General features: G+C 46.3%; 20 protein-coding genes. 6 read left to right on the top strand and 14 right to left on the bottom strand.

Annotation, left to right across the window (positions count from 1 at the left end; translation table 11 throughout):
* Nucleotides 1-19: 19 nt before the first annotated feature.
* The 5 genes from GS398_RS19005 to GS398_RS19025 all read right to left on the bottom strand — a co-directional run bounded on the left by GS398_RS19005 (nucleotide 20) and on the right by GS398_RS19025 (nucleotide 6,373).
* Nucleotides 20-1,402, bottom strand: coding sequence for an undecaprenyl-phosphate glucose phosphotransferase (locus GS398_RS19005; protein WP_160908409.1), 1,383 nt, complete (start codon nucleotides 1,400-1,402; stop codon nucleotides 20-22).
* A 248-nt stretch (nucleotides 1,403-1,650) separates the two neighbouring features.
* Nucleotides 1,651-2,391: a tyrosine-protein phosphatase gene (locus GS398_RS19010; protein ID WP_160908410.1), complete on the bottom strand. Its 741-nt coding sequence runs from the start codon at nucleotides 2,389-2,391 to the stop codon at nucleotides 1,651-1,653.
* Nucleotides 2,392-2,476: 85 nt separating this feature from the next.
* On the bottom strand, nucleotides 2,477-3,802 hold the full coding sequence (locus tag GS398_RS19015; protein WP_160908411.1) for a lipopolysaccharide biosynthesis protein: 1,326 nt from the start codon (nucleotides 3,800-3,802) through the stop codon (nucleotides 2,477-2,479).
* A gap of 184 nt (nucleotides 3,803-3,986) precedes the next feature.
* On the bottom strand, nucleotides 3,987-5,105 hold the full coding sequence (locus tag GS398_RS19020; protein WP_160908412.1) for an endonuclease/exonuclease/phosphatase family protein: 1,119 nt from the start codon (nucleotides 5,103-5,105) through the stop codon (nucleotides 3,987-3,989).
* 167 nt (nucleotides 5,106-5,272) lie between these two features.
* The gene (locus tag GS398_RS19025) at nucleotides 5,273-6,373 is read right to left on the bottom strand and encodes an endonuclease/exonuclease/phosphatase family protein (protein ID WP_160908413.1); all 1,101 of its coding nucleotides are present in this window, start codon (nucleotides 6,371-6,373) and stop codon (nucleotides 5,273-5,275) included.
* A 285-nt stretch (nucleotides 6,374-6,658) separates the two neighbouring features.
* On the opposite strand from GS398_RS19025, the gene GS398_RS22750 reads away from it, so the two are divergent.
* From GS398_RS22750 to GS398_RS19055, 6 genes are all read left to right on the top strand, one after another.
* Complete coding sequence (locus tag GS398_RS22750) at nucleotides 6,659-7,321, top strand: CatB-related O-acetyltransferase (RefSeq protein WP_160908414.1); 663 nt, start codon at nucleotides 6,659-6,661, stop codon at nucleotides 7,319-7,321.
* A gap of 6 nt (nucleotides 7,322-7,327) precedes the next feature.
* Entirely contained in the window at nucleotides 7,328-8,596 is a 1,269-nt protein-coding gene (locus GS398_RS19035; RefSeq protein ID WP_160908415.1) for an O-antigen ligase family protein, read from the top strand.
* A 7-nt stretch (nucleotides 8,597-8,603) separates the two neighbouring features.
* Nucleotides 8,604-9,476 carry a glycosyltransferase family 2 protein gene (locus GS398_RS19040; RefSeq protein ID WP_160908416.1) on the top strand — a complete coding sequence of 291 codons (873 nt, stop codon included), beginning with the start codon at nucleotides 8,604-8,606 and terminating at the stop codon, nucleotides 9,474-9,476.
* Nucleotides 9,473-10,660, top strand: a complete 1,188-nt coding sequence (locus GS398_RS19045) for a glycosyltransferase family 4 protein (protein ID WP_160908417.1) — start codon at nucleotides 9,473-9,475, stop codon at nucleotides 10,658-10,660. Before GS398_RS19040 ends, GS398_RS19045 begins: the two co-directional genes overlap by 4 nt.
* Before the next feature lie 45 nt (nucleotides 10,661-10,705).
* Nucleotides 10,706-11,716, top strand: coding sequence for an acyltransferase family protein (locus tag GS398_RS19050; RefSeq protein ID WP_160908418.1), 1,011 nt, complete (start codon nucleotides 10,706-10,708; stop codon nucleotides 11,714-11,716).
* A 176-nt stretch (nucleotides 11,717-11,892) separates the two neighbouring features.
* Nucleotides 11,893-13,080, top strand: a complete 1,188-nt coding sequence (locus GS398_RS19055) for a glycosyltransferase family 4 protein (protein ID WP_160908419.1) — start codon at nucleotides 11,893-11,895, stop codon at nucleotides 13,078-13,080.
* A 64-nt stretch (nucleotides 13,081-13,144) separates the two neighbouring features.
* On the opposite strand, the gene GS398_RS19060 is transcribed toward GS398_RS19055, so the two are convergent.
* The 9 genes from GS398_RS19060 to GS398_RS19100 form a co-directional block, all read right to left on the bottom strand.
* Nucleotides 13,145-14,017: an aldo-keto reductase family protein gene (locus tag GS398_RS19060; protein ID WP_160908420.1), complete on the bottom strand. Its 873-nt coding sequence runs from the start codon at nucleotides 14,015-14,017 to the stop codon at nucleotides 13,145-13,147.
* A gap of 6 nt (nucleotides 14,018-14,023) precedes the next feature.
* On the bottom strand, nucleotides 14,024-15,034 hold the full coding sequence (locus GS398_RS19065; RefSeq protein WP_160908421.1) for a Gfo/Idh/MocA family protein: 1,011 nt from the start codon (nucleotides 15,032-15,034) through the stop codon (nucleotides 14,024-14,026).
* A complete protein-coding gene (locus tag GS398_RS19070) occupies nucleotides 15,027-15,710 on the bottom strand; it encodes a WecB/TagA/CpsF family glycosyltransferase (protein ID WP_237488255.1) in 684 nt (227 codons plus the stop codon). The genes GS398_RS19065 and GS398_RS19070 overlap by 8 nt, the downstream gene beginning before the upstream one ends.
* A 203-nt stretch (nucleotides 15,711-15,913) precedes the next feature.
* Entirely contained in the window at nucleotides 15,914-16,804 is an 891-nt protein-coding gene (locus tag GS398_RS19075; protein ID WP_255494217.1) for a glycosyltransferase family 2 protein, read from the bottom strand.
* Nucleotides 16,805-17,045: 241 nt separating this feature from the next.
* Nucleotides 17,046-18,320, bottom strand: a complete 1,275-nt coding sequence (locus GS398_RS19080) for a hypothetical protein (protein WP_160908424.1) — start codon at nucleotides 18,318-18,320, stop codon at nucleotides 17,046-17,048.
* 25 nt (nucleotides 18,321-18,345) lie between these two features.
* A complete protein-coding gene (locus GS398_RS19085; protein WP_160908425.1) occupies nucleotides 18,346-19,290 on the bottom strand; it encodes a phosphoglycerate dehydrogenase in 945 nt (314 codons plus the stop codon).
* 5 nt (nucleotides 19,291-19,295) lie between these two features.
* Nucleotides 19,296-19,958, bottom strand: coding sequence for an HAD family hydrolase (locus GS398_RS19090; RefSeq protein WP_160908426.1), 663 nt, complete (start codon nucleotides 19,956-19,958; stop codon nucleotides 19,296-19,298).
* 4 nt (nucleotides 19,959-19,962) lie between these two features.
* Nucleotides 19,963-20,658, bottom strand: a complete 696-nt coding sequence (gene pgl, locus GS398_RS19095; protein ID WP_160908427.1) for a 6-phosphogluconolactonase — start codon at nucleotides 20,656-20,658, stop codon at nucleotides 19,963-19,965.
* Nucleotides 20,655-21,539 carry an NAD-dependent epimerase/dehydratase family protein gene (locus GS398_RS19100; RefSeq protein ID WP_160908428.1) on the bottom strand — a complete coding sequence of 295 codons (885 nt, stop codon included), beginning with the start codon at nucleotides 21,537-21,539 and terminating at the stop codon, nucleotides 20,655-20,657. The genes pgl and GS398_RS19100 overlap by 4 nt, the downstream gene beginning before the upstream one ends.
* Nucleotide 21,540: the final 1 nt, after the last annotated feature.

Raw genomic sequence — 21,540 nt, forward strand, 5'->3', positions numbered from 1 at the left:
TAAAGTATTAAAAATACAATTAATAAGCGTTATCCTCTCCTTTAACGACGTTGATGATGGTTAGGAAAATGATTTTCACGTCGAGCATAGAAGACCAGTTTTCGAGGTACCAGATGTCGTGCTCTACCCGGCTTTCCATCATCGAAGCTTCCTTGGTTTCGCCGCGGAGCCCGTTAACCTGCGCCCAGCCGGTGATGCCCGGCTTTAAGAAATGACGCACCATAAACTGGTTGATCATTCCGCTGTACTCCTTAGTATGACTTAGCATATGCGGACGCGGGCCGACTACGCTCATGTGACCGGCCAGCACGTTTAAAAACTGCGGAAGCTCATCGATACTTGTTTTGCGGATAAAACGTCCGATGGTGGTAATGCGTTTATCGTTCTTAACAGCCTGTTTGTGGTCGCTGTCTTTGTTTACCCGCATGCTCCTGAACTTAAGGCACCAGAATGGCTCATTGTCCCGGCCGCTCCGCAGCTGTTTGAAAAATACGGGCCCGCGGCTCTCACATTTAATCAGGATAGCCAGGATGGGGAACAGCCAACTGAAGACGAATATGATCACACCAAGGCTGATCACGATGTCGGCAAACCGCTTTTTAAACCGGTTCTCCATGTCGTTAAGCGGCTCATGCCTCATGTTAAGCACGGGAAATTCGCCCATGTAGTTTACAGTAAACGGCGTGGGAAGTGTGCCGGTAAGATCGGGTACGAACTTAAGCCTTACACACTGTTTCTCGGCTTCCATTATGAGGTGCTCCGCCTCTGCTATACGCTGCGGTGTTAACGATACGTATACTTCTTTCACACCGTTGGTGGCCGCAATGCGGATCTGTTCGCAGGCCGCAGGGCGGATGTCGCCGTTCTCATCGATATGCAGCGATTCCTTATCATTTAAAAAGCCTTCGAAAAGAAAGTTGTTCTTGTTGTTTTTAAAATAAGCCGCGAGCCGTTGACTGGTGTTATTATGACCCAGGATCGCCACCGATTTCCTTATTTTGAAATGGCGGATAAGCACCGTTTCAAGCACGGTACCGGCAAAACGGCTGAAGAGGAATAAAGTAAACAACCCGGTGTAGAAATACATCAGGAAGTGTTTCGAATAGATCGAATCCTTGAAGAAGATCAGGTAAAAAATAAAGAGAATTACATGCAGGAAAAGGCTCCTCCAGGTAGATTTGTAGATCCGTTCCACCCGCTCGATGGTATCGCTGCGGTACATACCAAAAAGATTGGCGCAAAAGATCCACAACAAGTTACAGGCAACGATGTATTGCATATAACGAACCCCTTCTACAGGCTGATCAATTAAAAACCGCGCGGTAATGAATGCAAGGTTTAACAGGAAAATATCAGAAACTGCTAAAACAATACGTAACAGGTATTGGTATCGGGTCTGCATCGTTTTCTATACTAAGGGGCTGATCATTGAATGTTATCCAATTCCACCTACAAATTAACAAATTTATAATCAAAATCCACAATTAAAACTTAAATCCTAATCATAGCAATAATTTGTTGCAGATATGCTAATAAATCAGCTTAACCACCGGTATATATATGTATCCGGGTAAGCAAAACTTTCAGTTATTAACTTAATATCGCAAATATACTTAAAAAGGCAACCAAATTTCCGGTGCCGATATTTATTTACATCAGGTTCATGTTTTTTAACACGGCCTGCTCCTTTAATTTCGTAAGGTACGGAAAGCGCAGCACATCTTTAAACGCCATGGCGTGCCGGGGATGGTGCATATCGCTCGATATAAAATCCAGCAAGCCTTCATCTACCAGCATTTCGGCCATGGTTTTAGCCTGTTTGCCGTAATAGCCGGTGAGTGAGATGGTATTGAGCTGCAGCATACAACCATAAAACTTCAGTCCCCGGATTTCATCGAAAGACATGTACGTATATCGCTCCGGGTGCGCCAAAATGGGCGTGTATCCTTTTGCCATTATTTTCTTCACCACTTCAAGTATGTTCGGCGGCTTGCTGATAAAAGATACTTCAAAGAGCACATATTTGTTTTTGATGAGCATCAGGTCATCGTTATCGACCCGGGCTTCAAATGTCTCATCAAAGAAGTGTTCGGCGGCGGCCTCTACCGGCACATCTATTCCTTCCTTTTCCAGGGCATCCCTAAGCACCGCCAGCGCATCATTGATAGATTCCCTGGTATTGCGGTAATAATCGGCCATGATGTGCGGAGTGGCAATAAACTTGCGTATCCCCACATCCATCATTTCCTTTATGAGCACGATCGACTCTTCGGGAGTTTGCGCACCATCATCTATCCCCGGTAATATGTGCGAGTGCATATCTACTCCTACCCACTCATATGTTAACCCAGAAATATCGGCAGTTTTTTTCCTCTTAAATAGTCCAAACATCGTGGTAGCGTAACAATTAAGATTTAAAACTACTGATTAATTCTATGTTAACAAAAACGGCATCTGTAATATGGCTGCCGCGGAATTACCGGCTCCATATCCCGGTCGCTTTTTTTTGCATGATCAGTTCGCATTGCCAGGTTAAAAATACGCTAATGATAAACATCAGGATGCTATTGGCAAGTACCGTGCCAGCAGTCCCCATGACCCGGATCAGCCACACCGAAAGCGGGATATTTATTACGCTGGCGGCAATTACCAGTAACAGCTGTATCCGCAGCTTGCCGGCGCCGTTAAGCAAGTAAGCGTGGATCATCATCCAGCCCTGCACGATGGTATAGATGGCCATCATAAGCGAAAGGATACCCGGGATCTCTACAAGGTTACCAAGCCACCAGTGGTAAAATAAGTCGGCGCCATAATACATACACCCGGCGGGCAGCATCAATAAGCAGCACACAAGCCGCATTCTACGCATCGACGCTTTTATCCACTCCAGGTCGCCCCTGGCATAAGCGTCGGTAAAAGCGCTCCAGTAAGGAGTGGCAATAATCGTAAAACCCAGGGTGATCACCGAAAAATATTTAAAAGCATTGTTAAACCGGGTAACGGCCAGCGGGCCGAGCATGCGGGTGATAATGATCGTGTCTGTTTCGTATAAAACAAGGGTGCCAACCTGGATGATGAAGAAAGCGCCGCCAATGGTGAGGAGGCCTTTTGCGGCGGATGGCTCCACATACTTCCACTTAGGCGCCATGTGCTTTAAATCTGAGGTGAACAGGTAAAAGGTGACGCCGCCAAGTACCAGCAGCGGCGCGGCGCAAACGGCAAGCACCAGCAGGATTAAGCTGCCGTGGGTGGTATAAACTAGGATCCCGATGAATAACAGGGTAAGCAGTTGTCCGGAAAATGCGATCAGCGATGCCTTAAACGGTTGCTGCAAAGCGATAAGGATGTTGTTGATAGGTTGAAGCACGAACTGCATACAAAATGAACCCATCGTGATAAGCATCACCGGCCAGATGGAATAATTGATATCGCCCTGGATCCGTAACAGTGCGTTCCAATCTAAAAAAGAACCGGTTAAGGCAAACAGGATAAATATCGTTCCCGAAATGGCCGCTAAAATAGCATAGGTGGTACTCACATATTTCCTAACGTCACCCGTCTCACCGAGCGCCGCAGCATGTGCCAGCTTATTACGCAACCCATTGCTCAGCCCGATATCGAATGTATTGATCCAGGCCACCAGCGACGCAATGACCAGCCAAATGCCATATTGAACCGGGCTCACATAGTCGATAGCTATACGCACCAGCACGAAAGTGATTAATATGTTCAGCCCCTTGATCAGGAAGGTATAAATGATATTCCTTTTGATCCCTCTATCGCGATCGTTGCCGTTATCCATCAATTAAAACCGTTAGCACTGGGTGTGATTTAATTTATGTGTCATTTTATACTCAAATCGCTTACAATTGGGTAACGATCACACAGCGTTCATCTAATACCCCGTAACCCTTCACGCCAATGCGCGGCTTGCAAAGATATAATGCATTAAACGGTCGAAAGATCTCACTTGCATACAACCAGGATCACCGCATTCTCAAATCGCTCACTATGGGGAAATGATCAGAGAGTTTTTTCCCGACTACCATATAGCTCAGCACCTCGAATTGTTTGCTGGTAAAGATATAATCAATCTGTACCGGCATAAAATCGCGATGATAAGTGATCCCGGCACCACTTCCCTTTTCGGCGAAAGCATTTGTTAAACCTTCACCGATCCGGTTTACCGAATATGACATCGGCGTATCATTAAAGTCCCCCATTACCAGGTAGGGGTAAGGGCATCGCCGCATATGCGCTTTGATAAGCTCAACCTGGTGACTGCGGCGGGAAAAGGCAGTCCTGAGTTTATCGGTAATGATCCCGATCTCTTTGACGCCTCCCCTGTTTAAGGGGCGCAGTTGCTTGAGGAATTTGTGCTGTGCGAATCCGAAACGTACCGATTGAAGGTGTATCCCATAAACACGGGTGACTTTTCCGCTGATCGACAGATCGACAAATACAGCTTCGGTTTCCGGCGCCTGCGGAGATGGCGCGACAAATCCTGACCTGATGATGGGGAACCTGCTGAACAGGGCGATACCGGTAGAATCCCATTCATCGTTTTCATGCGGTTTAAAATAGTAGTGGTTCAATCCAAGCGACCGTTGCAAGGACCGGTAGATGGCGCCCTGGTCGGCCTTAATAGAGTTGAACTCGATAATCGCGACGATGTCCGGCCGGCTCGAATGAATGATCCCGGCCATTTCATCAGGAACTGGCGTACCGATCACTTTATCCAGCGCCCTGAAACCATGCACATTGTAAGTCATTACGCGTAAATTCTCTTTCGGGGGATTACTGCTTAACGGGCAAAAGTTTTTTAAGCCATAGTTTTGTGAAACCCAAGGCAACCCAATCACCAGGAAAACGACCGGAAATAACACCCATCGACTGCGCCGGAAAAGCCAGAAAATGACGAAAATAGCATTGGCGGGCAGCAAAAAGGGGTATCCAAGGCCCGCCATACCGACCAGCCAGAAATACCTGGGGTTTATAAAGGGAGCCAGGTAACTAAACATCAACGCCAGTCCTGCCAAAACATTCACCGCCAAAACGACCCGATCGAAAACGGTCAGTTTTTTTTGGTTATTAAAAAAATTCATCGGGCAAGAAAGAAGATTAAAGTCTTGTGTGTCGGGTTATTTCAGGCGTTGCTAACCTCTTCGCAATTTCTCATAAAAGATACACATTCTTTACCATTTTAGAAGAAATTATTAAAGAAATTTATTTTTGTTGAAATAAATGATTGATGACAGCCGGAGGGGCTATGTCATGGATTGGCCAGTTGAATATCACATACCACGGGTTTATGGTCCGACAGCTTTTTATCGATCACATCGTAACTTAAAATCTCGAAATGGGGGGTAGTCATAATATAGTCGATCTGTAACTTGGGGAAATCGCTATAGTACGTAGTTACAAAACCGCTGCCTTTTTCTTTAAAGGCGTTTTTCAGTCCGTCGCCGATTTCGTTCACGGCATAAGAGATCGGCGTATCGTTGAAATCACCCATTACGACGTATGGATATTTACAATCGTCCATGTGCCGTTTGATTCTCGCTATATGATAACTTCGATTGATAAATGCCAATTTAAGGCGCGTAACAACAAATGATGATACGCCAAGGCCCACGTCCCCACTTAATATTTTGCCCTTTTTGTTCGCTGCCATCTCTACCGCGGCGAGATGGATACAATACACCCTTATGATTTTCCCGTCAATCTTAATATCGGCGAAAACCGCTTTCGTTTTAAGCATCGCCGGCGAAGGGACTATACCCGCCCCGACAATGGGGTATTTACTAAAAATCGCATTACCGGTTGAGTCAGCAGGCCTGATATTGTATGGAAAAAAATAATGATAAGCGTAACCCGATTTCTTTAAAGAGTCTGCGACAAGCGCTTTTTCCCCGGTTATGGAAGTGAACTCCTCGATGCCGACGATGTCGGGCGACTTCCCGGCGATCAACTCTCTCACCTGCCGCTGGATAGAAGCGCCTTCATGCCTTTCGATACCCGTAAATTTGTGCACGTTATACGCCATAACACGAATATGCCCGGGCGGTTTAGGATCGCCCGCAACGCTCTTCGCGTTAAAGCCATAATCAGACATGACCAGGTTAAATCCCGCAAGGATACATAACAGGGAAATAAGCCAGTACATCCTTACCCGAATTATCCAATACAGGATAAATAAAACGTTAAGCGCTATTAAAAAGTGATAACCGAAACCAAGGATCGCGATGATCCAGAAATCCCGCGGATCGGTGACCGGCGCCAGGTAACTCAACAGAAGTAATGCGGCCGAAATGCCGTTAATGACTAGTATGACCCGATCAACCGGCGTATTTTTCTTCGACTTTTTTGGCATGGGCAATGACAATGATTAAGAACGGTTCCACCGGATAAAGATATTAATTATTTCAGCCGTCATAAACCCCGGCATGCCTTTTTAAGATACCTTTAAGCCTGAACGACGCCTGATCAACCGTTTACCAGAATTTCTCCACAGGCAATGAACTTTCATTTTTAGTGCGATTATTTTATAAAAATTAGCCTTTTCTTGCCATTTCTATTTCATTTATTCGATGTTTTTATAAATCTTCTTTATCTTTACCCAATGGATCGACCCACTAAACCTTAATCGGTACAGGAAATGAAAGCCTGGCTTAAGCGGAATTTTTATAGGTTCTATTATTTCCGAAGGAAGGTGAAGATCAGGAGAGGGGTAACACTCGACACCCGGAATTTTTTCGAGGGCGATAACATGCTCGATGAACATGTCGAGGTTGCGGGTTGCAGGATCGGGCGCGGCACTTACGTTTCAGAACATACCATTCTTCGTAAAACACGCGTCGGCAGGTTTTGCTCCATCGGCGGCAGGGTGTGGACAGGTTTGGGAACGCATCCCTCCCGGACGGTTGTATCTACCCACCCGGCTTTTTTTTCGACTGAAAAACAAGCCGGTTTTTCATTCGTGGATAAGCAGATATCTCCGGATCACCTTTATACAGACCCCGAAAAAAAATACGTTGTCGAAATTGGAAACGATGTTTGGGTGGGCAATAACGTATTGATCGCCGATGGCGTTACCATCGGCGACGGCGCAATCATCGCAGGCGGCGCCGTCGTTACCGCTAACGTCGCGCCTTACAGCATCGTAGCGGGCGTTCCGGCGGTATTTAAACGACTAAGATTTACACCCGACCAGGTAAGCGCGTTGCTGACTATAAAATGGTGGCAGTGGGATATGGCCACATTAAAGGCAAAAAGTGCGTTATTTGCAGATATAGACCGTTTTATAGAAGCAAACAAATAAATATGTATGAAATTTCTCAAAAACTTTGACCTTAACTATTTCATCACGCTATTTTTCTTGCTTTTATCCTCCAATGCCAATTTCCTGGTAGTAAGCACGCCGATCTGGTACGCCATCTTCGGCATCTTTTTGGTTATCGCCATTTACCAAAAACGATTTGAAAAGAAGGACCTGGTCCATATCGCCATATTTACCGGTGTCTATTTATTGGTGATCGCCTTCCGCGACACGCTGCTCAACGAGCTCGACACCGACTACCTCGTGGCCGACTACCTCTTCCTGGTCAGGTTCATTTACCTGAGCTTTATCTACTGTATGCTGTTAAAAGAACGCTTGCTGGCGAACATCGTAAAGGTGATGACGCATCTCACGGTCGTCTCCTTTTTCTTTTATGCGTTCCAGCTGCTATCGAGCGATAACCTCTTCGCCATCACCTCTTCGCTGAAACTGCCCAATGGCAACGACCTTCCGGGCTATTCAAACATCGTTATTTACACCTACACGCAGGGGTTTCACGATTTTAGTAATTCCGGATTCGTATGGGAACCGGGCGCATTCGGCTGCTTCCTCGTGATCAGCCTGATGTTCCACTTCTTTCTTAACAAATTCTCGTTCGATGCAACCGCCGTTATACTAATTATTGGAAACATCACCGCGTTCTCTACAACGAATTACCTTGCACTGATCATTCTTTTCTTCCTTGTCTATAGGTACCGCGTACCGCGGATTAACATTTGGGTGCTGATCCTGATCCCGTCGATCATCATTGCATTTTTTACAATTCCGTTCCTCGCCGACAAGATCGTTGCTACCTATAAGGAAGACATGGACGACCTCAACAACCTGCGTGTACTCGAACGATGGTACCGCCACCACCGCATGCAGGTGCCGCTGAACCGCTTTTCCAGCGCGGTTTATATCTGGGACAACTTCGGCGACAAAATGTTCCTGGGCGTAACGAACAGGTATAATGACATCTTAAACAAACAATATAAGGTGAACATTTCAAATGGCCTGTTCGATTTCCTGGCAAAATTTGGTATTGCCGGCCTGTTGTATTTTCTATACAGGTACCTGCGTTTTTGTGCAAAGTTCATGAAAAACGGGGAACAGGTGATCTATTGCCTGCTGATCATACTTGTAGCCAGTTTCGGCGAACCGATATTGGCGATTCCGTTTACATTGATATTCCTGTTCGTTACGCGGGACCAGGTTCGCTTTTCCAGCATAAATTTGGAACGAACCGCTAACAGGAAGAAAATACTGACCCCGTAAACCGGATATGGCCCCTCACAGGATCGCCGTAATGGCAAGCTGTTATAACAGGAAGCAGACCACGCTTCGGTTTCTTCAAAGTTTGACCGTCCAACCGGCGTTCGCAAATAACGAAACCGACGTTTACCTGCTGGATGACGGGTCGACGGACGGAACCGCGGCTGCAATAGCCGAAAAATTCCCGTTTGTTAAAGTAGTTCCGGGAAGCGGCGCTTTGTTCTGGGCGGGCGGTATGCGTACCGTATGGCAGCATGCCCGCGCACAAAAAGATTACGATCTTTTCCTGTTGTGTAATGACGATGTGGTGCTGTTTGAAAACGCCCTGGGCGACCTGGTAGCGCAATACGAACGTGTAAATAAAACCGGTGTTATCCTCGTGGGGTCTACATTAAGTGAACAATCGGGGAAACTCTCCTACGGTGGTTTCATACTCCGGAAGCCCGGGCATTGCAAATACGACCCCGTGTTGCCGGATGAGCAGGAGCTGGTCCGCTGCCACCTGGGCAATGGTAATATTTTAATGGTTGATCGCGCGACAGTACAAAAGATAGGTATTTTTACGGAGGCATATACGCATTATTTTGCCGACTTCGACTATACGCTTAGGGCGTCTCAATCGGGGATAGATATTCTGGTGCCGCCTGGCTACTACGGCTATTGCGAAGACGACCACGGAAATAAATGGCTGCCGGGAAGCATCCCGTTAAAAGAAAGAATACGTTACCTCTACAGCCCAAAGGGCATGGCTTTTTCGGAACATTTATTGTACATAAAAAAGCACTTTCCAGGGGATTATTTCAGTGAGTGGAGCAAATTATGGCTTCAAACACTTTTTCCAATCGTTTGGGATACATTTAAAAGAGGGGACGACGCATATTGAGAGTAGTATTATTAAATAATGATTTCCGGGTTTACTGGAAAGGACGGCTGGGCTACTTCCATCAATTTTTGACCTCGAAGGGGATCGATTTACACGCTATCGAACTTTTCGGGAAAGGATCGCCCTACCAATTCGATACCTATAACAACAAGGAAAGCTGGTGGACCTGTTTATTTCCCGAAAACAGCTCCGACGAACTGTCAAAAAAGAACATCGAGAGAACGCTGTTCGGGGCGCTCGACAACGCAGATCCGGATGTGATCATTGCGCCGTCGATCGTTTTCTTCGCGGGCGCGCTTGGTCTTCGCTGGGCTAAAAAGAACAAGAAGAAATTCATTATGTTCGATGATGCGAAACCGTCGCACCTGAAACGTAACATGATCGTACAATGGGTAAAAGATATGATCACGTCGGCGGTAGACGGCTTATGGCTGCCCTCTAAAGATTACGACGCAGAGTATTCCAGTCTTTACAAACACGATATTTATTTTTTCCACGGTTATAACTGCGTGGATAACGATCTGTTTAAGAATCTCGGGGTAAACAGCCTCGACCATAAGCGCGTTATTTGCGTGGCGCGCATCGTCCCCATTAAAAACCTGCGAAACTTACTGCGTGCGTGGAAACAGGTGGAACAAAGTGACCAGCAATACGAGCTGAACATCGTGGGCGATGGGCCGCAGCTGGGTTCGCTGCAGCAGTTAGCGCAGAAACTAAAACTTAAACGTGTTGTTTTTACCGGGGCGGTGGATAACCACAACCTCCCGGGATATTTCCACCGCTCGGATGCCTTTATCCTGCCAAGCCTCTCCGAAAGCTGGGGGCTGGTGGTGAACGAGGCGATGGCTGCGGGGCTGCCGGTGCTGCTGAGCAGCCGCATTAATGCAGGCAAGTACCTGCTTCACGAGGACATAAACGGTTTCGGGTTCGACCCAACCGCTACCCGGGAGATCTCGGCCGCTATCTTAAAATATATCCGCCTCAAGGCGGATAAGAAAAGAGAGATGGCCGATAACTCCCTGAGCATCATTAATACCATGAGTTACCAGCACATGGGCAACGAATTGGTGAAGGCCCTGCACAACATTGCGGTCAAGAGATATAAAAAACCCGGCTTCCTGTCGTCCATCCTGGTAAACCTCTGGCGCGGTCGTTATAATACCGCGTTTTGGGATAAGTTATAAAAATTCCGCTTAACTTTCCGGTCAACTCAGCGTACCTCACCGCTTATGAAGCAACCGGAATTCAGGACCAATAATTTCGATCTCCTGCGTTTAATCGCAGCTATACAGGTTATCGTCGATCACTATTTCCAGCACCTGGCCATTCCCGTAAGCCCGTTTGCACAAAAGCTCATTTATCTTTTCCCGGGGGTACCTGTATTCTTCATCATAAGCGGGTACCTCGTATCGGCCTCTTACGAACGAAATCCTGCCCTGCTTACCTACTTCAGGAACCGGGCACTGCGCATTTTCCCGGGCTTATGGTGCTGCATCCTGGTCACCATTCTGGTGATCTCCCTTACAGGTACCAGTTTTTTAAACAAGCAAACCATTACGTGGCTGCCTGCACAATTTGCCGGCTTTATTTACACGCCAGGCTTCCTTCGCGACTATGGTTTTGGGTCGTACAACGGCAGCCTCTGGACCATCCCTATCGAACTCCAGTTCTACCTGCTGCTTCCCCTGGTTTACTTCCTGGTGATAAAACGGCTGCCGCATTACTGGTTGTATGTGCTAACCGGGATCTTTATCGGTTTAAACCTGGTTTCACTGTCGGTTAGTTTTGGCGAGCGGACCGACAAGCTGCTCACCTATTCTTTTTTTCCGCATTTCTACCTGTTCCTTGCCGGTGTGGTGTTCCAGCGGATCAGGCTGTACCGGCTTCCGTTCATCTTTAACAAGGCTGCGTACTGGTTAACGGCATATATCCTGTTTAGCCTGCTGCTCCAGGAACGGATGCCACTACCGCTGTTCCTGGTTGCAAAAAACCTGGTGCTCGCCTGCTGCGTGATCTCTATGGCCTACACGTTACCTGGCGCCGCCGTCAAGCTGCTCCGCCACAACGACATTTCATATGGCATCTACATCTATCACGGGTTAATCCTGGCGGTGATCGTGGAGGAAAAACTCCGGTCGTCGATAAACATTTTCGTCGTCATCCTGTTAAGTTGCATACTGGCCTACATATCATGGATATTTATCGAACGACCGTTTATATTACGTAAACGAAAATTTTAATTTTTTCACCGGCTTGCAATCCTTTTAGTAGCAGCTTCCGTACTGTTATTAAAGGTTCCGCGGTGCGGTTATTTTGCCGCAAATATTTCCGTTAAAAGATATATTTACTTAATTTGGGGGGATCAGTACCGGCGTTCCTCGGAAATTGGACTTTGTTAACTTAGGGATCGTACTCATTGAAAATAGCGCTACTAAATCATGATTTCCGGGTTTTCTGGAAAGGGAGACTACGCTACCTGCACCGCTTCCTGTCATCCCAGCGAATAGATTTGCATGCGATCGAGCTATTCGGACAAGGCTCTCCTTACTCCTTCGATAAATACACTAACACCGAAGAATGGTGGCGATGCCTGTTCCCCAACCACAGTTCAGACGATCTTTCAAAAAAAGAGATCGAAAAATGCTTGTTCGCTGCGCTTGACGAGATCGATCCCGACATTGTGATCGCGCCTTCCATCGTATTCTTCGCCGGTGCGCTCGGGCTCCGCTGGGTAAAGAAACATAAGAAGAAGTTTATCATGTTCGACGATGCCAAACCTTCGCACTTACGGCGAAACCTGGTAACGCAATGGGTGAAGAACACCATCACTTCAGAGGTAGATGGTTTATGGCTCCCCTCCCCGGACTATGATGTGGAATACGCCAACCTTAATACCCCGGAGATCTACATGTTCTATGGTTATAACTGCGTAGATAACGACCATTACAAGCTTGCCGTACATACTAATAAAGATACCAGGACCATTATTTGTGTCGCCCGCCTGGTGCCCATAAAAAACCTGGATAAGCTCCTGAAGGCCTGGAAGATCGTTGAGGGAAAAAACAGCGGGTACCAGCTCAATATCGTTGGCGACGGTCCATTGTTCCAGGCGCTGGTGCAGCTGGCTAAAAAGCTAAAACTTAACCACGTTACTTTCTCGGGCTCCGTGGATAACAGGGACCTGCCGCAATACTTCCACAACGCCGACGCTTTCATACTGCCGAGCCTTTCCGAAAGCTGGGGACTGGTGGTAAACGAGGCCATGGCGGCGGGATTGCCGGTACTGTTGAGTAAACGTGTAAACGCCGGGGGGCCTTTGCTTAAGATAGGCGTTACCGGTTTTTGTTTCGATCCGCAGATCACGCGCGAGATCGCAGAAGCGGTCCTCAGCTATATCAGGCTGGACGACGCCCAAAAGCGTGCCATGTCCGCCAACGCCCTGGCCCTGATCGATACCATGAGCTACGAAGTGATGGGTAACGAGCTGTTAAAAGCGATCAGCCATATTATCGGCCGGAAATACCGGCAGCCTGGCATTTTACCGGCCGTCCTCGTAAATTTATGGGATGGCCGGTACAACACCTCCCGGTGGAATAAACTATAAAGCCACCGCCCCGTTCCGCAAATGCGGTCCCGGACGATGGCTTCTAAATGCTGAGTTTACTATATTACGCGTTCGATGGGGCGCCGTCGAAATGCCTGATAGTTTCTACCGTGTTCTGGATGTTCGCTTTTGACGAAGCGCCAAACAGGATCGATTCGATATTGGGAAGCTCACAAACATATTCAAGGGCTTCTTTAGGAGCGATGGCGCCGCCGCCCAGTACCTGCATGGCAATTGCACGGAGCTTGCGGTTCTTCAGCGTTTCTTCGTAGATCTCTTTTCCGCCCGACATACGGAAGCCTACCTTATTGATTGATGAGCAGATGATGGGGTTTTCGATACCCTGCGATTCCAGCGCATCCAGCAGCTTAGGCATGTTCATGGTAATAAAACCAGCTTCTGCATTGTGCTTCCTTTTCACATAGTGATAGAAGGCCGCAAGCACTTCGTAAGCGCGAAGACCCAGGAGCAGGTCGGTGATCACGTTCTGCAGGAAAATAACGGGAGTATTAATTCCCCTGAACATCTTCATTTCCGAATCCACCAGCAGCTCCATGATAGAAAGGTAGTCTTTTGACAAAAAAGCCATCCCGCCTTTAAACATCGACCCGATGAAGTTACCCGGTACATATTGTTTCAGCGTGCCCGCGATCCCAAGCTCGGTTACGGCGTTGGCATATTTATGTGCGTAGGGCATGCAGGGAAAAATTTTAAAGTCCCTGTATTTTTCAGGCTCCTGGCGAATGATCGCGCAGATATTGGCAATACGGTCATGCGTGGTGCACATAAACGTGTTTACGCCCAGCGACCTCGCGTCATCCAACGTTTTAACGATGGCGCTATCTTCCCGGAATTTGATCGACTGTGCGCGGGATTTCTCGTCTGATATATGGTTAACGGCAAAAAATTGGTTATCCCCAAAAAGAATTCTTTCCATGCTTCCTTAATTAACGCTTTGTTTGATGAGTTCGATGGCCTTGTCGGTATACCAGGCGCTCTGAAATGTATTGATCGTATTGGGCACTTTCCCGGCAACGGCATCGACGAAATAATCAAGCTGCGCGGAATATTCCTCGCCGCGGAGGTAAAAGTCGACCTGCGGGGTGAGGTCGGTAATGTACTTCACCGTCCAGCCTTTGTTGTAGCCTGCGGGTGTTCCGGCATCTTTAAAGTATACCTTCAGTTCGTTGGCATCAGAAATGATCTTTCCTTTGGTGCCCTCGATGGTTACCGAGGTTGTCATTTTACGGTGTGTTTCATCGCTCCAGTTTACCGAAAGCACGCCGCTCACGTTGTTCTGCAGCTCCACCAGCGAATAAACGGCATCCTCTACCGTGGTAGAATAGATGGATTTAAGTAAACTTCCCTTTACGCTTTTCACCGGGGCCAGGATATCGTTAATCAGGTCGATCACGTGCGAGGCGTAATCCAGGAGGCAGCCACCGCCTTCTTTGGGGTCGGAGCGCCAGGTATCCTGTTTAGGGCGGATCACCACCGGGCCATAAGATTCGGCCACGAAATGGTATACCTGGCCCAGGGCGCCTTCTTTGATCAGTCTTTTCACTTCCCCGAAGGTGCCGATAAACTTGTTGTGGTAGCCGATCTGGTTCACTACCTTTTTTTGCGCGGCCAGCTTCACCAGCTCTTCACCCTGTGTTGCGGTAAGGCAAAACGGTTTTTCAGCAAAAATATGTACGCCGCTTTCCAGGAGGTCCTTAATCATCGAGTAGTGGAATTTTGTTGGCACAGCCACCACAACTGCGTCTGGCTTTACGTCGGCCAGCATTTTCTTGTAGTCGGTAAAACAAGTGAATTTGCCATACCGGCTTAAAAAGTCGTTGACCATTTTTGAGGTGTCGCAAACGCCAACTACCTCTACATTCGGATGAGCGCCAAGGATGGAGAGATGGGAGATCCCCATTTTTCCGGCACCGATTATACCAACTTTAACCATGTTTCTTGAGTCGTAAAAAAATTAATAGAACATCTGAAAAAAACTTCATTTGATTGCCAATATTTCTCCTGAATACCTCCGGCCGGTGAAAGATACGGATAAACCATCCCAATCTGATCTTGAACCAGAACGGATGGATAACTTTTTGAGTGCCTGCAAACCAGTCGAATACGTTGCCGATGCAGATAGTAAGGCAGGGAGGTAAGCTTTCGCGATGCTGGATGGACCATTTCTCCTGTTTCGGGCAGGTCATCCCTACAAAAAGAATGTCTGGTTTAAACGCTTGTATGGCCTCCACCATGGCGGCGTTATCCGCCTCGCTAAATTCGGGCTTAAACGGCGGAGAATATGTTTCCACTTCGATATCCGGGTATTCACGCGCTGCGCGTTCTTTAATGAGGCTGAGGGTCTTTTCGGAGGATCCGAGAAAGAATGCTTTTCCGCCGGTGCGGTTCAGCTCATTGATAAAATGATCGAATACATCGGGCCCCTGGTTGCGCGGAATATTTTTACCCTGCAGTAAGATCGGCGCAATAGCGAAATAAACTCCGTCAAGAACAAGATAATCGCTCGTTTGAAGCGCCTTTTTAAATTCCCTGTCTTTCGTGGCTATCCCATAAGAATTCGGACTGATAGTGTTTATAACCCGGCATCTTACTCCCTTAACGGGTATCAACGCCAGATCATCCGAATAAACCCTAAAACCAATAGAATCCAAAAATTTCGGCTCACCCATTGAAAAAATTCACTAGTAACTAACTAAATGATCCACTGCACCCGCAATAGGGCTTTTATATTTCGGATCAAAGATAACTCGATAAATTGCAAAAAAAGGAATCAATTGCTGATTTTATTGAGGATTTACAAATAAAGTTCGGATTATTTTTCGAGCATTAAGGCCGATATAGAAAGGGGCGATACGGAACGCATCCTGCTCTCGCAAATCCACCCGTTCTTACTAAAAGGCTGATGGATAATTTTCGTACGCTCCCAGGTAGTTAGCCTCAATAAAAAATTTGAAAGCATTCCGTTTCCGAACCAGCGATAAAGTAACGGCAGTGGCTTGCATTTCGCAGAGGCCCTTTGCACCTCTGCCATGTATTTGTTCTTTAATATCTGTGAACGGCTCGTGGTCCGCAGGCGAAAGGCAGATAACGGCAAAGCCAGTGTCCACAGATCCGCGTGACATGCAAACCGCATCCACAACTCATAATCGGCCGCCAGCTGATAGTCCATATCTAACCCGCCCGCATTCCGCCACAATTCTTTCCGCCAAAACATCGACTCCTGCTGCAAATACCCATACCCGCCTTGCTTATACCACCCGTTCCTGATCGCCTTAGTCGGCTTGGCGGACACATTCGTATAGATTTTTTTCAAAGATCCGTCTTCATTTAAAAAGGCAGGGATCCCGGTAAGCCACGAAACCTCCTGATGATCTTTAAAAATTTTGGCAACCGTGCGCAACGACCACGGGAATGAGACGTCGTCGGCGTTTAACCAGCAAAAAATATCCCCTGTGGCGAAATTAAAGCCCTTTTGAATGGCATCGTACTGCCCCTTATCTTTTTCTGAAATGAATTTGGCGATGTATTTATGATATCGCCCGACGATCTCGAGTGTACGATCGGTGGATCCACCATCAACTACGACTAGTTCGAGGTTAGGATAGTCCTGTTGGGTGATACTCTTGAGTGTCTCTTCTATGTAGGATTCCATGTTAAAGCACGGAACGACTACGGAGATTTTCGGCAATGAAGGTAACGTCATGCTATCCAGATAAACGTTTCAGTTGTAACATAATTATCGCGCCCGGTATCAGTTTGGGGTAAATACGGCAAAACGCCTTCATCAACGTATATAAACCCAAACGATTCATTTTTATAATCATAAAATGCTTTCCGGGATGGCATAACCGGGTTATTATCATACATACAACTAATTTAAATTCCCTGGCGGTTATCTCATTATTTAAATGACGGGATTTCCTCTTCTGCAAGCCATAAAAGCACTACCTGTTATAATCGTCCGTTTTAATACCTGTGAGTGCGGGAATAAAAGAAGGTGTGATGGTGTGATAATCTTTACCCCGGTCGCGGCCAAATTGTAAAAGCTCTTCTACCGTTTTACAGTGTTGATCATAGTACTCCGTGTATACCCTGTCGCGGAAAAAAGACGGATGGGTTTGAAAAGCGGTTTCCATAAGATCACCAAACTGTGCCGACTTACTATGGTTCCAAAAGTAAGACTCGCTCTTATTCCTTCCATCCGCCCCGAATATATAAATAGACGTTGCGAATACGGAGCTAAGCGGCAACATCAAATTGGTTAACACGTTGCCATTGTCTTTGATAGATAAATTTTCGGCGGAGGGGAAGTTGAATCCCTTTTTAACGTAGTCGATCCCTATAAAAAGATGTTCCAGCCCTGCCACCTCTTTCAATATCAAAGGCAGCGCTTTGATCGGCACAAAAACATAACAATGATATTTTTTCACTATTTTCACCATTTGCTCCCTGAAACTTGCAGCATATTTACTGGGTCCAAAGTGAAACACAGGATCGGCAAAGGCCAGGATGTCAGCCCCACCTACGTATTCCAGGAATTCTTCGTTTTTAACCACGCTATTGCAAATGATTTTCAGATCGAATGACGAAAGATCGTATTGCTTATAAGTATCGAACGAAGGTCCTGTCACAAAGCACACGGCAGAATTTTTTGTGCCCAGGTCTTTCGACATTTGTTTGAAATTAGCAAGCGAAAATTCCCGGTAATAGGTCACCTGGTCTGACGACATTGCATTAAAAAAAAGATTTTGCCATGTAATCGACTCTACGTAAGAAAAGAAATAGGGATCTACAATTTCGATTTTACCGATATTTTTAAGCACGTTCAGGTTGAAGATGTCGCGAAAATGAGTGAGCAGGATTATTGATGAGTTCGTTAAGAGCACCTTCACTTCAGGATCGTTCACCAACTTAACTTTCGGAGCATTCGGAGGAGGAGCCACCTCGCTCAGATAGGGTGAGGGCTTCGACAACCCGTAAACAGCATCGCAGACCATCACGGTATTCGCCAATTGATCCTCATCCGGAATAAACCAGGTTAATTTACTTAAATAGTCAGAAAACTCTTCCTGGGAAGAAGTTCTGTATAATACTATTGTCCCCGGCCCCTGGCGCTTTTTAAAAAGAGACTTTACTCCCCTAAAAATAAGATACACTATCTTTTTAAATAAGATCAGGAACAGGTTTCTTTTGCCATATGCATTATTCGCTGCACTCATAACGGATCAGTCAGGTTATAGAACTTTATTTACCGGCACTTATTAGGTCGAGCAAGTTGTTAACGGCGAAAGTGCCCTGCCTGATAACGCTTTCATAACTTCTTGAACTAATGTGTGGTGTAATTAATACGTTAGGCCAATCTTTCATGGGGTAATCCTTGGGCATTGGCTCGATATCGAGTACGTCGGCAAGGTAGCCGGCAATTATATTATTCTCAAGTCCGTATTTAATAGCATCAAGGTTTACCAGCTTTCCCCGTGCCGTGTTGATAATGATCGTACCGGGCTTAAGCGACTCTTTAACCAGCTTTTCCCCGATCATCCCCTCGGTCTCAGGGGTATGTGGTACATGTAAAGTAATGATATCCGCCTGGGCCGCGAGCGCTTCGATACTTTCCGCCAGCGATATGTTATTTTCTTTTATATAAGTGTGGTCAACAAACTTTTCATAAGCGATCACTTCGAGTCCGAAGCCACGTGCGCGTTTTACCATTTCTTTGCCAATGGCGCCTAAGCCAACGATCCCCATTTTTTTCCCGTAAATTTCGGTGCTCACATACCGTTTCCACCCGCCGGCCTTAGTGATCGGATATTCCAGGTGAATATTTTTAACGAAAGCAAGGAGTAATGCGAACGCATGCTCTGCTACCGAATTCTGGTTAACGCTTGGACAGTTAGTAACGGGAATACCTAATTCCCTGGCTTTAGCAAGATTTATGCGGTCTAATCCTACGCCATATTTAGAGAGATATTTCAATCGTCCGCCTTTTGCTATTTCGAGAATTTCTGCTGTATATTCATCATCACCACAAATAATCGCATCATAATTTCCAACCACAGGCCTTAACTCGTCTTCCGTTAGCGGCCCGCGCATCGTATCGATATCAAAACCCTGGCTATACAGCAAATCCTGGTGAGCGCCAGGAGCGTCCATAAAAGACGTTGAGGTTAGCAAAACTTTAAATTTCATAATAGTTATTTATCTGTTACCAATTCTATTTCCGTGAGTACCCGGGGCAGATCAAGCATATCATTGATCTCAAATCCGTTATAATCCGCAAATAAATGAGCATTTTCTTCCGTTCGGCGCAGGATGAATACCAGGCCGGATCTTTCCGCGGCCTCCTGGTCGGCTTTGGCATCCCCGACAAATACCGTTTCCGAGCGCTTTAAATTCTCCTTGTTTATAATGTATTCCGTCCAATGGTATTTTTTTTCCGGGGAGCCATAGGCATCTTCGAAGTAGCCATTCCAATTCCTTTGTCGGAGGATCGGGCGGATCTCCCCGGTGGGCGTACCGGTAATTATCCAGCAACGGTATTTTTTGTGATATGCACTCAGAAAATCGACGGCTCCTGCGACCTGGGGCGCATTAACTACGCCGTCCAACGCCAGGTCCGAAAACCTGCCCGCCCATTCATTCACCTCGTCATCCGATATATCAAGTTTCAAAAATTCCTTATGATAATACCTGATTTTATCGTACCTGGATACTCCCCCGTTGGCTAAATGATATTCAACCACTTTATCTGCTATATCGTCACCGGCGTGCCGGTATAAATTCCGGAAGGCCTCAGTTTTTACATTGACTGACTCGGCGAGCACTCCATCAAAGTCGAAAAAAATATTCTTAATCATATACCTAATAATAAATCCAGGTCTTGTCGTTCTTTCCCTTCAGGGCTTCTTCAATAGGGTAACCTGTATTACCGCATACAAGCTGCATCAATAGCTTTTTTTTCTCGTCGCCATTAATAAGAACCAGTATCATACGCGCATTGCGTAATACCGGGAATGTCAGGCTCATTCTTGTCGCTGAAAGCTGAGGGACTTCATTTATAACGACCAGCTCATTAGTTTGCTGTAACGCCTTAGTTCCCGGGAACAGGGAAGCCGTATGCCCATCGTTGCCCATACCGAGTATGATCAGGTCAAATGCGGGGAGATCGTCTTCGCCTGCAAGCGAACTTATCAGTGCCGAATATTTTTTTGCCGAGAGCGCTGCACCTTCGGCGTGATGATACATCGGATAAAAAGAAGAGGGCAATTCTCCAATGACCTGCAGGGCGCTCCAATAATTACTATCCGGATGTTTATCGGGCACGATGCGTTCGTCGACCCAGCAGAAGCATACCCGCTCCCATTGGTCATTATCCAGGTAGTTACCGGATACCAGTTCTTTAAAAACCATGCCTGGCGTATTTCCACCGGAGATTGCCAGCACGGCACGCTCCTTAACGGCTAATGTGTTCAAAAGAGCTTCCGCAATAAAGCTTGCAGAAACCAGTACCCATTCTTCCCGGTTCTCGGTCCGGATAAGCTTACCTAGCGTATTCAAATAGTTGGATTATTTCGATAAACCTCTTTTATACATTCCAATATACCTTGCCCCATGTCGATATGGGGATTGGCAATAAGCTTTTTGCTGATTGTAGGTGCGTAAGAATATGGCGTGAAACGATAATGATGATGGTATTCTCCGCTTTTAAGATTGATACTGACCTTATTACCTAAAATTTCATTAATTATTTCGAACAACTCGATCCGCCGTAATTTCTCTGTTCCGGTAAAGATTACATGTTCATTTTTATACTCATCATTTTCGATAATATCGACAGTCAGCTTTGCCGCATCTGAAGCATGGATATATTCCCTGATCTCGTTTCCATCTCCTCCATGATCTATCCTGCCTGTTGTGACGGCTTTTTCCACCAGGTTATAAATATAATTATTATCATAACTCATTTCCGAGTAAACAGATCCGTAGCGTAAAATGGTGAAAGAAAGATCAAATCTGACAGAATATTCCTCGACGATTTTTTCCGAAGTCAATTTACTGATCCCATAAAAAGACCCTTTATCGCTCATTGCATACGCGCTGCTGGCATACACAAACCGCTGTATACCAGTTTTTACGCATGCTTCAAGGATATTGATATTGCCAAGCACGTTAAGCTCCATGGTACGGTACGGATACTTAGTCGACTGATCGAGGTTAGCAAACCCGGCTAAATTTATAACGATATCAAATCCTCCCCCGCTAATTTCATCCGACACGCTGACAGCGTCCATTATATCTATATGCTTAAATCGTAGTTCCGGGAACTGTCTCCTTGGCGGACTCAGGTCATAAACACTAACGGTATGCGCTCTTCGTCTCAATTCCTCAACGAGGTAAAGACCCAAAAAACCACTACCTCCGAAAATTGCAACATTCATA

The sequence above is a fragment of the Hufsiella ginkgonis genome (assembly GCF_009834915.1).
GTDB lineage: Bacteria > Bacteroidota > Bacteroidia > Sphingobacteriales > Sphingobacteriaceae > Hufsiella > Hufsiella ginkgonis.